The organism is Streptomyces sp. NPDC006711, assembly GCF_042869775.1.
Lineage (GTDB): Bacteria > Actinomycetota > Actinomycetes > Streptomycetales > Streptomycetaceae > Streptomyces.
In genome coordinates, this window is sequence record NZ_JBIAGO010000001.1 from 649,269 (window position 1) to 664,476 (window position 15,208).

A 15,208-nucleotide genomic window follows, 5' to 3' on the forward strand; every position below is an offset into this window, starting at 1 on the left:
GCCTGTGGGCGGCTCCCGCCCGAGCGCACCGCACGCCCGCCGGGCCCACGCCGACCCCAGGGGGTGACGCATGCCCCCTCAGGGCAACGAGCGGCGCGACCGGGACGCTCCCGCGCCAGGGCTCATCTTTCAGACATTCGCGCCGTCCCGATCCAGCAGCCCAGGAAAGCCCTCGTCCACGTCGGCCCCGCGCAACGCGGCCGCCCGGCTGCTGCCAATCGCGACCTACTCCTCCGTGTCGCGACCTGCAACGCGCGATCCCTCATGCACTTCCTCGGGCTGCGTACCGCCCGCCCCGACGCCACCTACCCGTCGGAATCCTTTGAGGCCGCGCTCGTCAACTCCCGCAACGTCTCGCGGAGCCAGCTGACTTCGGCGGCCGAGGTGGCCCGGGCGATGGTGAGCACCCCCTTGCGGAACGGGTCGTCGACCTCGCGGACGCTGAGCGGCCGGTCGCCCTCGTAGAAGCAGCCTCGGGCGCCGCTACATGGGGGAGCAGAAAGCGGCCGACTACGGCCGACGCAACGCCGTACCCGGCGAATTCCTCGTACGGGCCCGCGTCGACCGCGTCATCGCCCGCACCGGCATTGCCGACCCCCCGTAACGCGCGTACGCGTTGTACGCGGCGAGCCGGACGGCGGTGTCGACTCTCGCCCCGGACTCGCCCTGGGGCCGTTATCGGCAGAGCGGAGGCCGCCTTCGCATCCTCGTCGCCCGCCGGGGTCGGGGAGCGCGCCTCCGCGACGAGCGCCGCGCCCGCCGCTTCGCCTGCTCGGAGACCATCCCTGGTGGCTGACACGTCAGCACGGGAATGAGGCAAAAACACCCCCCTGACCACGTTTCCGCAGGTCAGAGGGGTGCATTGATGTGGAGCCTAGGAGATTCGAACTCCTGACATCTGCCTTGCAAAGGCAGCGCTCTACCAACTGAGCTAAGGCCCCGGATGAGGTGGTGCGGAACAAGAGTACCGGGTGGAACGGGGGATCTCCCAAAAGGATTGGGACTCCCGGTGAACGACCACTCTCCGTAAGATGCTCGGCGAGGTTCGCACCCGTGAAGCGGCCTCACTGGGGAAGCGATGGGGAGACGCGCAATGGACACAGCACAGCAGGAAGCGACCGCAAGAGCCAGGGAGCTTCAGCGCAGCTGGTACGGGGAGCCGCTGGGGGCGCTCTTCCGACGGCTGATAGACGACCTCGGGCTCAATCAGGCCCGGCTCGCCGCTGTTCTCGGGCTCTCCGCGCCCATGCTGTCGCAGCTGATGAGCGGTCAGCGCGCCAAGATCGGCAATCCGGCCGTGGTGCAGCGCGTCCAGTCGCTCCAGGACCTCGCGGGGCAGGTGGCCGACGGCAGCGTGAGCGCCGTGGAGGCCACCGACCGGATGGAAGAGATCAAGAAGTCGCAGGGAGGCTCGGTGCTGACCAACACCGGCCAGACCACGTCCAGTTCGGGTGCGCCCACGGTGCGGCGTGTGGTGCGCGAGATCCAGTCGCTGCTGCGTTCCGTCGCGGCTGCCGGCGACATCATCGACGCGGCGGACACCCTCGCCCCCGCCCACCCCGAACTGGCAGAGTTCCTGCGGGTGTACGGCGCGGGGCGCACCTCCGACGCCGTCGCGCATTACGAGGCGCACCAGAGCTGACAACGGTCCGTTCGCGATCCTGGGGGAGGGCGCCGGGTGGGTGAGGTCTTCGCCGGCCGGTACGAACTGGTCGATCCGGTCGGACGGGGCGGGGCCGGAGCCGTCTGGCGCGCCTGGGACCGGCGCCGGCGCCGTTACGTGGCGGCGAAGGTCCTTCAGCAGAGCGACGCCCACACCCTGCTCAGGTTCGTCCGCGAGCAGGCCCTCAGGATCGACCACCCGCACGTGCTCGCGCCGGCCAGCTGGGCCGCCGACGACGACAAGGTCCTCTTCACCATGGACCTGGTGAGCGGCGGCTCGCTGGCCCATCTCATCGGCGACTACGGGCCGTTGCCTCCCCGGTTCGTGTGCGTGCTGCTCGACCAGCTGCTCGCCGGGCTCGCGGCCGTGCACGCCGAGGGCGTCGTCCACCGTGACATCAAACCGGCCAACATCCTGCTGGAGGCCACCGGAAGCGGCCGCCCGCATCTGCGGCTCTCCGACTTCGGCATCTCCCTGCGCAAGGACGAGCCCCGGCTCACCGAGACCAACTACGTGGTGGGGACGCCGGGTTACTTCGCGCCCGAGCAGATGGCGGGGGCCGAACCCGACTTCCCCGCCGACCTGTTCGCCGTCGGCCTCGTCGCGCTCTATCTCCTCGAGGGCAGCAAACCCGACGCGCGGGCCCTCGTCGAGTACTTCGCCGCCCACGGCACCCCCGGCGCCCCCCAGGGCATCCCCGAACCCCTCTGGCAGGTCCTGGCGGGGCTGCTCCAGCCGCATCCGCAGAACCGGTTCCGCACGGCGACGGGGGCACGCAAGGCGCTGGCCTCGGCGGTGGAGCTGCTTCCCGAGCAGGACCCGGACGACGAGCCCGTCGAAGTCTTCGACCAGATCGGCCCGCTCCCACCCGGCTTCACCGACCAGGGGCCCGAGACGCGGGCGTCCGGCGCGGAGGAGCATTCGGGGGGCACGGGGCCGTCGCACGCGCCGGGATTCCCAGGTGCCTCTCCCGCGCCGGGTTTCCCGGGTGCGTCGCACGCGCCGGGTTTCCCCGGTGCCTCTCCCACCACGGACACCTCAGACGCCCCGGACGCCTCGGACGCCCCGGACGCCTCGGACGTCCCGGACGCTCCGGACGCCTCGGACGCCCCGGGTACTCCTACGTCCTGCGGCACCTCACGTGGACCGGCCACCTCAGGCGCCCTGCCCGCCCCCCACACCACGCGGCCCCCCAGCCCGGCCGCCGTCCCGCCCGCCCCGGCGCAGCCACCTACCCCGCCCACGCAGGCGCCGACGCCCTCGTATCCGCCGCCACACGACGAACAGACACCGCGGACGCCCCCGACCGCCCCGTACACGGCCCCGCACCCCTCGCCGTACGCGGCGCAGGCGTACCCGGCTCAGGCTTACCCGGCGCAGACGTACCCGGCTCCCTATATGGCGCAGCCGTACGCCGCCTCGTACCCCAATGCCGCCGTGGCCCCCCAAGTTCCCGTCCGGGAGGCCTCTTTCGAGGGGTCCGCCCCGCGATCGCGCCCGGGGCCGCCCGCCAAGGTCGTGATCCCGGTCCTCCTGGTGGCGCTGGTGTGTTTCGCGGTGGGCTTCTGGGCGCTGTTCCAGATCTGAGGGGGCGGGCTCCACCAGAGCGGGCGGGCCCGAGCGCTCCGCTACCAGGCGCTGGGCGGTCCGAATCCCTGGCCGTCCGGGCTCCGCGCCGCCCCCGGCGCACCGGTGGCGTCCGGACCGGCCCCGGGGGTGGTGGCGGCCGTACGCCGGCGGGCCACCAGCGTCCACACCCCGAGCCCGGTCACGAGCACCGTGCCCGAACCGATTCCGAGGGCCGCGAGACGTTTCATCGAGCTGTCGCCCGCAGAGGGGGAGCCGCCGGAGAAGTCCGGCGCGGGGCCCGCGTACGCCGGGGCGGCCTTCTTCGCTCCGCGCACGGTCAGACGCAGCGTCAGGTCGTACGGCGTGTTCCCGAAGGTCCGCCCGACCTCGGGGCTGAGGGAGACGGCCAGATAGTAGGGGCCCGCGACCCGCATCGCGGAGGTGTCGCTCGACGGCGCGTACCGGTTCTCGTAGGCGACGGGCGGGAGCGGGTCGAGCGCGGCCTCCTTCTGCCGGCCGTCGTACGGCGCCGACGCCCCGGTGGCCGGCCCGCGCAGCGGGTTGTAGAGCTGGAGGGACAGGGCGGTGCTGACATAGCCCTCCTTGTCCGTGGTGATGCCGGACAGAGCTCCGCTCACGAACAGTTGTTGGCCCCAGTCGAGCGGAACCTGGAAGAAAAGGGTCTCGCCCGGCCGGACGGTGTCTCGCCACTGCCCCTCGGACAGGGCCGTCGCGTCGTGGAAGCCGGTGCCGCCGTGGACCCGGCGCGGGGCGGCGGTCGGCGGGGCGGGTGACGCGGAGGGCCAGCCGGTCGGCGCGGTGCCGGGCCCGGCACCCTCGCGGGCGGGTTCGGTCGAATAGCTCAGGTCGAGGCCCCAGTCGGAGGGCGTGGACGTCGCGTCGCTCTCCCGCTCCACGACGAGGTAGTAGGTGCCGGGCCTGCGGCAGGAGGGCAGGCTGGTGCGTACGGACCGGTAGGCGTAGGCGGCGAAGGGGTGCGGGTACTGCGCCGCGCCGACCGAGGTCCGCTGGGAGTCGCAGGACCCGCCGTCGGCGTCCTGGATCGTGACGCGGAGGGAGTCGCTGTAGGCGAGCTTGGCGTCCACGGGCCCGGGCACGGCGACCGCGGAGGCGTAGGCGTCCTTGGTCCCGTCGAGAATCAGCCGGAAATAGACCTTGCCACCGGGCTTGATGACGGACCTATAGGCGGTGTCGGCCTTCAGGACCGGCCCGTCCGTGTCCTTCGCGCCACCCGGGACGTCCTGGACGCCCTCGGGAAAGCGGTACGCGGGCGGCGGCCCGGCGGCGTGCGCGGGGCCCGGCGCCGCGAGCAGCGCGCAGAGCGCCGCCGCGGCCGCCCCCACCTTCCGTGCCGAGGCGCCCCGGCGCCGCCCCGCAACCCCGACCCCGCCCAGCCTCGTCCTCACGTCGCCCCGCCCCACCTTCGCCCTCGCAAGTCAACTCTTCGCTCACGTGAACTCAACCGTGTCCGGTACGGCCCGGAACAGCACGAAGCCCCGGCCACTGAGGTGGCCGGGGCTTCGCAACGGGTCTTTCGGTCTCACACACCCGAACCTGCGGGCACGGAGTCGGTCGCCTCCGTCCACAGATCCTGCTCGGCGCGATCCGCCTGGATCTGGCGGTACACGAGGAGCCCGCCGATGGCAGCCAGTGCGACCAGGAGAAGCTTCTTCACCGCGCGACCTCGTCTTTCCTTGACGTAAGGGACCTCTGCCGCCCGACTATACACACCGATCGATATCAACCGGTGATGCTCCATCCGTGTGTAGTTCATCGGAAGATCCGTCGATACGGTGCGTCGTTCCTGGCCTCTTCCGCCACCCCCGCACATCATCGGATACAACGCAATTCGGGCAACCCAACAGCACGCACCGCTTACGGAAGAGGCGAGGACGACATGGCAACCAGCAAGCTCACGACCTGGTGGACCGCACTCATCGGCGCACTGGTCGCGCTCCTCGCCTCGCTCGGCCTTGCGGGCCAGGCCACCGCCGCCGCTCCCTCGGCCTCCGTACCGCAGCACGACGTGACGTACAACCGCAGCGAACCGGCCACCTCCGTTGCGCCGGCCGTGCAATGGGCCCTGCCCGCCGCGTCGGCGCTGCCGCCCACCATGAAGCAGCGCATCCGCGCCGAGGCGCACGGCTCCTCACCCTCCTCGCGCCACCGCGCCGATGTACGCGACGCGGCGGACGACTCGGCGTCCACCCCGGACAGCGGCGGCCAGGACACCGCCCGGGAAACGGCCCGGGAAACCGCCGAGGACCCGGCCGGAGCGGCTTCCCCTTCGTCCGATTCCCCTTGAGCCCCACCCGACCCCCACCCCGCTCCGCCCGAGCTGCGAGCCCGGCGACTCCCCCGAGTCGCCGGGCTCTTCGGCGTCCGCAGCACCCCGCGAGGGCCCCCTCACCTGGACCCGTTGAGGAGTCGTACGCTGCGTGGGCCGGATCGACGGGACGGTGGGCAGCACATGGCCAAGGCGTACGAGCCGGTCCGGACGGCTCCTCGCGGGCCGGCGTCACGCTGCCGGGCGGCCGTACGCAATCGCTGTTCACGACCGACTGGGAAACACGACTGACTGGGAAAGGTGGTGAGCCGTGACCCGGCGCATCATCGTCGTCACCGCCGTCCACGGGCCCTCGGCCCCCTTTCTGCCGGAGGCCTTCGCCTCCCTGTGCGCGCAGGAGCTGCCGGACGGCTGGGACTGGCGCTGGCTGATCCAGCAGGACGGCACGAGTGACGACGTCGCTCCCCATGTACCGGCCGATGAGCGCGTCTCCTTCCGGCAGGGGCGGCGCGGCGGCCCCGGGGTCGCGCGCACCATCGCGCTGGCGCGCGCCGACGGTGAGTACGTGAAGATTCTGGACGCGGACGACCAGCTCGCGCCGGGCACCCTGGCCCGTGACCTCGCGGCCCTCGAAGCCGACCCGTCGATCGGCTGGGCCACCTCGCGCGCCCTGGACCTGCTGCCCGACGGGACGACCACGGGCTTTCCCGGCGACCCCGAACCGGGCGCCATCGAGCGCGGGGCCGTCCTCGACCACTGGGCCGCGCACGACTACCGCGCGCAGGTCCACCCCGCGACGCTCTTCGTCCGCCGCGAGCTGCTGCTCGCCCTTGGCGGATGGATGGCGCTGCCCGCCTCGGAGGACACCGGCCTCCTGCTGGCCCTGAACGCCGTGGCACGCGGCTGGTTCTGCGCGGAGGTGGGGCTGCTCTACCGCAAGTGGGAGGGCCAGGCCACAGGACAGTCCGCGCACACCGACGCCGCGGAGCGCGACGCGCGGATGGCGGTCGTCGAGGCGCGGGCGCGGGCCCTTGACCACTTCCAGTGGCGCTGGCCGGTCGGCTCTGCGTGAGCGGGAACGCGTAGCCGGCCGGGCCCTTCGCCCGCTCCCGGCCCGGCAGCCGGGTACGGCGCCGGTGTCACGCCAGCGTCTCAGCGTCCACCCGTGAGAACACGAGTTCCGTCTCACCGACGATCGGGCCGCGCCACCGCACGGGCGGGGCGGGGGCGCGAACGGCGCCGGGGTAGCTCGCCGGGGCGTAGTCGTTCACCAGGCGGTAGACGTTGAACCCGTGCTCGCGCATGGTCCGCAGCAACTCCTCGACGGATTCGCCGAGCCGGGCCATCCGTTCCGGCGTCACCTCGACGGCGATCTCGGCATCCGCCCGCAGGTCGCCGAGCACGGGGGCGAGGCCGCGCACGACCCCGCCCTCCGCGCCCTCGACGTCGATCTTGATCACACGGGCCCTCGCGATCTCGTCCGGCCGCAGGACCTGCGAGAGGGGGAGCGCGGCCATCTCGAAGGTGGACTCGGCGGGCCCCTCGTACGGGACGATCGAGTTCGCGCCCTTGTTGCGCGAGCTGGCGAGCACGAAGGTCAGGGTCGTCGGGCGGTCGGCCACGCCGACGTTGACCGGGCGGACGTTGCCGCACCGGTTGAGCTCGACGTGCCGCAGCACGCGACGGTGGAACTCGGGGGAGGCCTCGATGGCCACGACGCGTCCCCGCTCCCCCACCAGACGGGAGCCCAGCACGGAAAAAGCCCCGATATTGGCTCCGACGTCGACGAAGACGTCGCCCGGGCGCAGGCGGCTCTGCAACCAGTGGGTCATATGGGGCTCCCACACCCCGAAGAGATAGAGGTAGCGCTCGATCAGGTCCTGGGTGTCGACCGCGAACCACGCCCCGGAGCGGGTTTGGACGACCCGTCGGCGCGGGTGGTCTCGCAGGCGGGGGTTCAAGAAGCGGTCGGCGAGCACCGCCTTGCCCGCGCTGCCCGGAGCGTCACGCACGTACCTGCGGCCGAGGGTGACCAGCACGTCCGGGAGAAAAGAGGTCATGTGCCCGCCTTCCATGGAGCCCGGGCCACCGTAACCCTCCGCTTGACCGGACGTGACCTCGTTGACCGGACGTGACCTCGTCGGTCAGACGTGACCTTGATCGAGCGGAAGCCCCAGCATGCGGATGGCGTTGCCCCTGAGCAGTTTGTACGCCACGTCGTCGGAAAGCCCGGCCATGTGCTCGGTGGCCACCTGCTTGGTGTGCGGCCAGGTCGAGTCCACGTGCGGGTAATCCGTCTCGAAGGTCGCGTTGTCCACCCCGACCCTCTCGATGGACTCGATCCCGTGCCGGTCGCGGAAGAAGCAGCAGAAGATCTGCCGGTAGTAGTACGAGGAGGGCGGTTCGGGGATGAGGTCCTTGACCCCGCCCCAGGCCCGGTGCTCCTCCCACACGTCGTCCGCCCGCTCCAGGGCATAGGGGATCCACCCCATCTGGCCCTCGCTGTAGGCGAGTTTGAGCCCCGGGAACCTCACCAGGACCCCGGAGAAGAGGAAGTCCATCATCGACGCCATGGCGTTGTTGAAGCTGAGCGAGGCCTGGACGGCGGGCGGGGCGTCGGGGGAGGCGGCCGGCATCTGCGAGGACGACCCGATGTGCATGTTCACCACCGTCCCCGTCTCCTGGCACGCGGCGAAGAACGGATCCCAGTAGCCGGAGTGGATGGACGGCAGGCCGAGGTACGTCGGAATCTCCGAGAACGTCACGGCGCGCACGCCCCGAGCGGCGTTGCGTCTGATCTCCGCGACCGCGAGGCCGATGTCCCACAGCGGGATGAGGCACAGCGGGATGAGCCGGCCGCCGCTGTCGCCGCACCACTCCTCGACCATCCAGTCGTTGTAGGCGCGCACGCAGGCGAGCCCCACCTCCTTGTCCTTGGCCTCGGCGAAGGTCTGCCCGCAAAAGCGCGGAAAGGTCGGGAAGCACAGGGACGCCTCGACGTGGTTGAGGTCCATGTCCTTCAGGCGGGCCCCGGGGTCCCAGCATCCGCGCCGCATCTGTTCGCGCGTGATGCCGTCGAGCGTCATCTCGTCCCGGGAGAAACCGACGGCCGCGATGACGCGCTTGTACGGGAAGATGCTGCCCTCGTACTCCCACCAGTCCGTGAGCTGTCCCTGCGGGTCGGTGGTGAACCTGTACTTCCCCCCGATGTACGCCAGCTCCCCGATCCCGGCCGTGAAGGGCTTGGGCCCCCGGTCCCGGTACTTGCGCGGGAGCCATGTCGCGAAGAGGTGCGCGGGCTCGATCACGTGATCGTCCACGCTGACGACGCGGGGAAGCTCCCGGCTGCCACTGTCCGTACTGACCACGGTACTTACCCCCAGCTGCCTGCCGGTGCCACCGACTCCGGATCTGACGGTCCATCAGATTCAGGGTATGGCGCGCCCTGGTGGACGGCAAGCGCCCGTATCCCTGGTCTGTTGCCGCCCGGCGTGCCACCCTGCGCGGCATCGCCGGCTCTCGGGGGTGATGCGCCGGCGGAGAGCGTCACGCGCGCTGTCGTCCCGGTCGACGAGGAGAAGGCAATGAGCGAGCAGCAGCACGACCAAGGAGCGGGCACGCCGTCCCAAGCCGCCGAAGGCCCCCAAGGCCCCGAAGGCCATGAGCCGCCAAGCCCCCTCAGGGCAGCGCACCTGGCGCGCGCCCACAGCGCCGCCTCTCGCGCCGCCGCCGTCCTGCGCCACATCGAGGGATCCCGCGCGGAGGAGGAGCGGGCGGGAGCGGGCGCGGGGGCCGAGGAGGAGCGGACGGGAGCGGGCACGCGGGCCGAGATCCTTTTCAAGGCCGGCCACGCCGCCCGCGTGGCCGCGCAAGCCCTGGCCGTGCTCCGCGAAGGCCGGCCCCAGCCCGCGGCCGACTCCCGTTGCGCGCGGAACGCGGCCGCCGCCGCGTCCCAGGCCGCCCGGATGGGTGAGCTCCATGACGACGGCGGCGAGCTCGCCGCGGCGGCCTCCCGGGCCGCGCTGAAGGCGGCTCAAGCGGCGGGCGCCGCGTCGGCCGCCGGAGCCGGGGGAGAGAACCAGGCCCTGAACGCCGAGGCGGGCGCCGCCGAGGAGGCCGCCGTCGCGGCGGCCGAAGCGGCGGGCTGGACGCGTCCCGGGGAGCGGGTCGTGCCGGTCGCGACCGGCATCAGGAGCGCCGACGTGATGGCGATGACGCACTTCTGAGAGCGCACCGGGGGATCCGCCGACCCGCTCCGCGCGCGGTCGGCGGCGCCCCGGGCAGCCCGGCGCACCCTGAGCGACCGTGTGCTGCGGCACCGGTCCCTCCCCTGTTGGGACCGGTACCGCACCACACTGGCGACGCGAGGCCTTGCCGCGCTCTCGTTACTCCGCCGTAGATTGACTGAGAAGACGCGACGGCATGATGGGCCTCTTCGAGCGAGGACCTGGTGGCTCGACCGGGTTACGCCCCGTGGCTGTCCTGCTACGGCCAGATCCTGCCAGGAAGGGCTCGGGGTGAGGAGGTCCGGACACCGCGCGGACGGCTTCTCCGCAGGTCAGCCCGATAGGGTGAGTTTTCCGGTCCGGATGCCAGATGCGCAGGACAGTGAGAGGTGGAGGCCTTGAGTCCAGGCTCAGGGGCACGCACGGCTTTCGCGGAACGACTCGCGTTGCTGTACAAGGAGGCGGGGGACCCGCCCCTCAAGCGCGTCGCGGAGGCCGTCGTCCGGCTTCAGCGCGTCGACGAACGGGGACGCCCGGTGCGGGTGTCCGCCCAGCGGATCAGTGACTGGCGGCGGGCCAGGAACGTGCCGGCGCAGTTCGCCGCCCTCGCGGTGGTGCTGCACATCCTGATCCCCGAAGCACGGCGCACGCGGGCCGCACCGGTCTCCCCCGGTCTCTACGACCTGGCGCACTGGCAGCGTCTGTGGGAGCACGCGGTCGCCGACCCGATCGCCGGCGAGCAGCCCGCGCCGGCCAAGGAGCCGGCGCCGGCGGACGCGCCGGCGGTCCCCGGTGGCGTCTGTCCTTACCGGGGCCTGGCCCCCTACCGCCAGCAGGACGCCCGCTGGTTCTTCGGCCGGGAGCGCAGCACGGACGCCCTCGTGGCGCAGCTTCGCGCGGTGGAGGGGACCGGCGGCCTGGTCATGCTGGTGGGCGCCTCGGGGGCGGGAAAGTCGTCCCTGCTGAACGCCGGACTCGCGCCCATGCTCCAAGGCGGCGCCCTGAGCGGCGAGAACGGCCGGGCGCGGGCGGTCGTGCACCTCGTACCGGGAACGGATCCCGTCGGCGAGCTGACCCGCCGGATCCCCGAGCTCGCGCCCCTGGTCCTGGCCGGACCGAACGCCGACTCCGACGCCCACCGTGCCCTGCGACACGGCCCCGCCGTGCGCCGGGCCTTCTCGGCCTGGGCGCGACGCCAGGCGGCGGCCGTCCCGCCGGTCGTCATCGTGGACCAGTTCGAGGAGACGTTCACCCTCTGCCCCGACGAGGCGGAAAGGCGCCGGTTCATCCAGCTCCTCCACGCGGCCTGCACACCCGCCGACGCGGACGAGCCGGCCCCCGTCCTCGTCGTGCTCGGCATACGCGCCGACTTCTACGAGCAGTGCCTGGCCCATCCGGAACTCGCCGACGCGCTCCAGCACCGTCACATGGTGCTCGGCCCGCTGACCGGCGCGGAGCTGCGCGAAGCCGTGACCGGTCCGGCCAAGGCCGTGGGCATGGAACTCGAACCGGGCCTGACGGAACTGATCGTCCGGGAAGTGAGCACCGACGGCCCCCGTGGCGCACAGAGCGCGGGCGCCCTGCCGCTCCTCTCCCACGCCCTGCTCGCCACCTGGCAGCGGCGCAAGGGCGGCAAGCTGACCCTGGCCGGCTACCGCGCGGCGGGCGGCATCCAGGGCGCGGTGGCGGCGACCGCCGAGCGGGCCTGGTCGGATCTCGACCCGGCGGCGCGCACCGCCGCCAGGCTGCTCCTTCTGCGGCTGGTCAGGCTGGGCGAGGACACCCAGGCCACGCGCAGGCGGGGGACCCGGCGCCAGCTCGCGCAGGAGTCGACGGACTGCGGCAAGACGGAGGAATCGCTCGAGGCGCTGGCACGCGCCCGCTTGGTGACGCTCGACGCGGAAACCGTCGAAATCACCCATGAGGCGCTGCTCCACGCGTGGCCGCGCCTGCGGGACTGGATCGACGAGGACAGGGCCGGCAATCTGCTGCGCCAGCGTCTGGAGGAGGACGGGCGGGCCTGGGAGGAATCCCAGCGGGACACCTCCCTGCTCTACCGGGGTTCCCGCCTCGAACAGGCCCGCGCCTGGGCCAGGACCGCCGGTGACACCTTTCTGACCCGGGCCGCCGTGGATTTCCTGGCCGCTTCGGTCAAGCTGCGCAAGCGCACGGTCTGGATCATGCGCGGTGCGATCTCGGCCCTGGTCGTCCTCGCGCTGCTGGCTGTCGGCGCGGCGGTGGTCGCCTGGCAGCAGCGGGACGACGCCGTGTTCGAGCAGGTCGTCGCCGAGGCCGACCGCGTCCAGCACACGGATCCTTCGCTGTCGGCCCAGCTGGCCCTGGTGGCGCACGGTCTGCGGCCGGACGACGAGGGCGCGGCCAACCGGCTGATCTCGATCGTGAACGCGCCGCTTGCCACCCCGCTCCTGGGCCACACCGGCGCCGTCTACCTCACCTCCTTCAGTCCCAACGGCCGCGTCCTGGCCACCGCAAGCTACGACCGGACCGTCCGCCTGTGGGACGTGGCCGACCCCTCGCGCCCCAAGCCCCTCGGCTCCCCGCTCACCGGCCATACGAGCTGGGTGAGCAGCGCGGTCTTCAGCCCGGACGGCACCACCTTGGCCAGCGCTTCCGACGACGGCACGATCCGGCTGTGGGACGTACGGGATCCCAGCCGTCCCCAACCGCTCGGTACGCCGCTGACCGGCGACGACGGCACGATCTACCTCCTGGCCTTCAGCCCGGACGGCCACACGCTCGCCGCCGCCACGGAACACCAGGCCATCCGCCTGTGGGACGTAACCGACCCGCGCCAACCGAGGACGCGCGACGTCTTGACGGGCCCCACCGCAGCCGTGCGCTCCGTCGCGTTCAGCCCCGACGGCCGCACGCTCGCCGCGGGCGCCGACAACGGATCGATCCGGCTGTGGGACATGAGCGACGCGGCGCGGCCAGAACCGATCGGGAGCGAGCTGACCGGTCACGCGAGCACCGTGCACTCCGTGGCATTCAGCCCCGACGGCCACACGCTGGCCAGCGGAGGCTCGGACGACACCGTCCGGCTCTGGAACGTGACCGATCCCCGCCACGCGGCAGCGATCGGGACGCCCCTGACCGGCCACACCGGCCCCATCTGGTCCGTGGCGTTCAACCCGAGCGGGACCATGCTCGCCGCCGCCAGCGCGGACAGCACGGCGAGCCTGTGGAACATCAGCGACCCCGCCTACCCCTCGCAGGTGGGCGAACCCCTCGCGGGAAGCAGCGGCGAGATGTACGCCCTGTCCTTCAGCCCCGACGGCCGGACCCTCGCCACCGGAAGCGGAGACAGCAAGGTCCGCCTGTGGTCGATTCCGGCCACGGACATGATCGGCCAGGTCGGAGCGTTCCGCCCGGACGGCCGCGTTCTCGCGACGGCGGCGCGCGACAACCGGGTGCGGCTGTGGAACGTGGACGCTCCGGGCCGGCCGGTGTCGCTCGGCGCACCGTTCACCCCGCCCGGGGAAGGCGCCACGCGTTCCCTGGTGTTCTCCCCCGACGGCCGGACGCTCGCGGTGCTGATGGGCAACCATTCGGTACGGCTGTGGAACGTCGCCGATCCCTCCCGGCCCGCCCCCTACGGTTCCCCCATCGTGCTGCGGACCCGGTTCGCGGGCGCCGGCGCGCTGGCCTTCAGCCCCGACGGCCGCACGCTGGCCACCGACTACGACGACCGCACCATCCAGCTGTGGGACGTCGGCGACCCGTCCCACCACCTTCCGCTCGGCGCGCCGCTCACCGGTCACAAGGGCTACGTCAACTCCCTTGTCTTCAGCCCCGACGGGCGCACGCTCGCCAGCGGCAGCGCGGACGACACCATCCGGCTCTGGAACGTGGCCGACCCGCACCGCCCCGCTCCCCTGGGCCCACCCCTCACGGGTCATCTCGGGCCCGTGAACACGCTCTCCTTCAGCCGGGACGGCAAGACGCTGGCCAGCGGCAGCGACGACGACACCGTCCGGCTCTGGAACACCACCCGTCCGGCCGTGGCGAGGCTGCTGGGCTCCCCGCTCACCGGACACACCGAGGCGGTCGTGTCGCTGACGTTCAGTCAGGACGGCCGCACCCTGGCCAGCGGCGGGAACGACAACACGGTCCGGCTCTGGGACCTGGCCCACCCGTCCGCCGCGTCACCGATCGGCCAGTCCATGAGCCCCAATGCCAAGACGGGGAACTTCCTGTCCTTCAGCCCCAGGAGCCACATGCTCGGCGTGTCGAGCGGCAGCGACACGGTCCGGCTGTGGAACTTGGACACCGCCGAGGCCAAGAGCCACATCTGCTCCACCACCCGGGGTGTCCTGACCCCGCAGAAGTGGCACGAGTATCTGCCGCGCCTGTCCTACGCCCCGCCGTGCGGGCGGTGACCGGTGACCGGTGACTGGCAACCAGAGACCGGTGGCCGGTGACCCATGGCCCGTGGCGACCGCCCGGGAGAACGTGATACCCGTCACAATTCGCCATTCCGCACGAGCAGTCAGTTCCCCCTGCGGGCTGCGTTGTTAGGGTTGCCTACAAGCCCGACCGCTGGTGCATCCCCCGTCGCCAGCGGTCGGGCATTCGCATGTCCCCCTCCACGGCCCACAAGCCACGGCACAGAAGCCACAGCACACCGGCCACGGCACATACGCGAAGAGGGCGCCTCCCACTCGGGGAGACGCCCTCTTCATCGGTACTGCTTCTGTGGGGCTAACAGGATTTGAACCTGTGGCCTCATCCTTATCAGGGATGCGCTCTAACCAACTGAGCTATAGCCCCGCCGCGCTTTGCGGTGTCCCGCGCGCTGACCTCTGAAGATTAGCGCACGGGACGGCCAGTCCCAAAATCGGTATCCGCGCCGCCGTGAACTGCGGCTACTCGTCCTCGGCCAGCGTGAGCTCGACGCCGCCCACGAAGCCGGCCGAGAGGTTGTAGATGAACGCTCCGAGCGTCGCGAGCGCCGTCGCCAGCACCACGTCGATCACCGCGATGACCGAGGTGAACAGCAGCACCCGGGGCAGCGACAGGAACGACTGGAGGTCGAAGCCGTTGGACTCGTTCGAGCCGGTGGCCTCGCTGATCGTGCCGCCGACCGTGGAGAACACGCCCATCGCGTCCATGACCATCCACAGCACCGCGGCCGCGACCACCGTGCAGATGCCGAGCGCGATGGACAGCAGGAAGCTGACCTTCATCACCGACCACGGGTCGGCCTTGGCCACCCGCAGCCGCGCCTTGCGCGTGCGGGGCGTCGTGCGGGCCCCGGTACGCGGCCGTCGCATGCCCTCGCCGGTGCGCTGGGGCGCCGGGTAGGCCGCCGGCGGGTGGTAGGGCTGCTGGCCGCCCTGCGTGCTCTTGTCGCGCTCGCCGGGCAGCGCGCCGCCCTCGTACTCCGCCCGGCCCTTGGCCCCGCGGGTTTCCGTCACCGTT

Annotated in this window: 11 protein-coding genes, 2 tRNA genes and 1 pseudogene; 6 read left to right on the forward strand and 8 right to left on the reverse strand. The window is 72.1% G+C overall.

The genetic code is table 11. The annotated features are described in order from the left end of the window. Positions 1-305: 305 nt before the first annotated feature. Positions 306-467, reverse strand: a pseudogene (locus ACFYM2_RS02845) (PadR family transcriptional regulator); the annotation flags it as partial. Positions 468-868: 401 nt separating this feature from the next. Then, positions 869-941, reverse strand: a tRNA-Ala gene (locus tag ACFYM2_RS02850). A gap of 152 nt (positions 942-1,093) precedes the next feature. On the opposite strand from ACFYM2_RS02850, the gene ACFYM2_RS02855 reads away from it, so the two are divergent. Beyond that, positions 1,094-1,642 carry a DNA-binding protein gene (locus ACFYM2_RS02855; protein WP_359002611.1) on the forward strand — a complete coding sequence of 183 codons (549 nt, stop codon included), beginning with the start codon at positions 1,094-1,096 and terminating at the stop codon, positions 1,640-1,642. Between the two features lie 36 nt (positions 1,643-1,678). Then, positions 1,679-3,250 (forward strand): protein kinase, encoded by a 1,572-nt coding sequence (locus tag ACFYM2_RS02860; protein ID WP_388832784.1) that lies wholly within the window; start codon positions 1,679-1,681, stop codon positions 3,248-3,250. A 41-nt stretch (positions 3,251-3,291) separates the two neighbouring features. On the opposite strand, the gene ACFYM2_RS02865 is transcribed toward ACFYM2_RS02860, so the two are convergent. Beyond that, positions 3,292-4,659 carry a hypothetical protein gene (locus ACFYM2_RS02865; RefSeq protein WP_388832787.1) on the reverse strand — a complete coding sequence of 456 codons (1,368 nt, stop codon included), beginning with the start codon at positions 4,657-4,659 and terminating at the stop codon, positions 3,292-3,294. A gap of 134 nt (positions 4,660-4,793) precedes the next feature. Continuing rightward, entirely contained in the window at positions 4,794-4,928 is a 135-nt protein-coding gene (locus tag ACFYM2_RS02870) for a DLW-39 family protein (protein ID WP_003958712.1), read from the reverse strand. 222 nt (positions 4,929-5,150) lie between these two features. On the opposite strand from ACFYM2_RS02870, the gene ACFYM2_RS02875 reads away from it, so the two are divergent. Continuing rightward, complete coding sequence (locus tag ACFYM2_RS02875) at positions 5,151-5,558, forward strand: DUF6344 domain-containing protein (RefSeq protein ID WP_359002605.1); 408 nt, start codon at positions 5,151-5,153, stop codon at positions 5,556-5,558. A gap of 292 nt (positions 5,559-5,850) precedes the next feature. Next, the gene (locus ACFYM2_RS02880; RefSeq protein ID WP_359002603.1) at positions 5,851-6,612 is read left to right on the forward strand and encodes a glycosyltransferase family 2 protein; all 762 of its coding nucleotides are present in this window, start codon (positions 5,851-5,853) and stop codon (positions 6,610-6,612) included. Positions 6,613-6,679: 67 nt separating this feature from the next. Here ACFYM2_RS02880 and ACFYM2_RS02885 read toward each other — a convergent pair whose 3' ends face one another. Then, positions 6,680-7,600: an FkbM family methyltransferase gene (locus tag ACFYM2_RS02885; protein ID WP_359002601.1), complete on the reverse strand. Its 921-nt coding sequence runs from the start codon at positions 7,598-7,600 to the stop codon at positions 6,680-6,682. A gap of 84 nt (positions 7,601-7,684) precedes the next feature. Beyond that, positions 7,685-8,908 carry an amidohydrolase family protein gene (locus tag ACFYM2_RS02890; RefSeq protein ID WP_359002599.1) on the reverse strand — a complete coding sequence of 408 codons (1,224 nt, stop codon included), beginning with the start codon at positions 8,906-8,908 and terminating at the stop codon, positions 7,685-7,687. Positions 8,909-9,124: 216 nt separating this feature from the next. Between ACFYM2_RS02890 and ACFYM2_RS02895 the strand changes: the two genes are divergently transcribed. Both ACFYM2_RS02895 and ACFYM2_RS02900 read left to right on the forward strand, forming a co-directional pair. Beyond that, complete coding sequence (locus ACFYM2_RS02895; RefSeq protein WP_388832792.1) at positions 9,125-9,766, forward strand: hypothetical protein; 642 nt, start codon at positions 9,125-9,127, stop codon at positions 9,764-9,766. 389 nt (positions 9,767-10,155) lie between these two features. Beyond that, entirely contained in the window at positions 10,156-14,166 is a 4,011-nt protein-coding gene (locus ACFYM2_RS02900; protein ID WP_388832795.1) for an AAA family ATPase, read from the forward strand. Positions 14,167-14,483: 317 nt separating this feature from the next. Here the strand turns inward: ACFYM2_RS02900 and ACFYM2_RS02905 are convergent. Both ACFYM2_RS02905 and ACFYM2_RS02910 read right to left on the reverse strand, forming a co-directional pair. Continuing rightward, positions 14,484-14,557 (reverse strand) — tRNA-Ile (locus ACFYM2_RS02905). 95 nt (positions 14,558-14,652) lie between these two features. Further along, positions 14,653-15,204 carry a DUF3566 domain-containing protein gene (locus ACFYM2_RS02910; RefSeq protein WP_388457559.1) on the reverse strand — a complete coding sequence of 184 codons (552 nt, stop codon included), beginning with the start codon at positions 15,202-15,204 and terminating at the stop codon, positions 14,653-14,655. Positions 15,205-15,208: the final 4 nt, after the last annotated feature.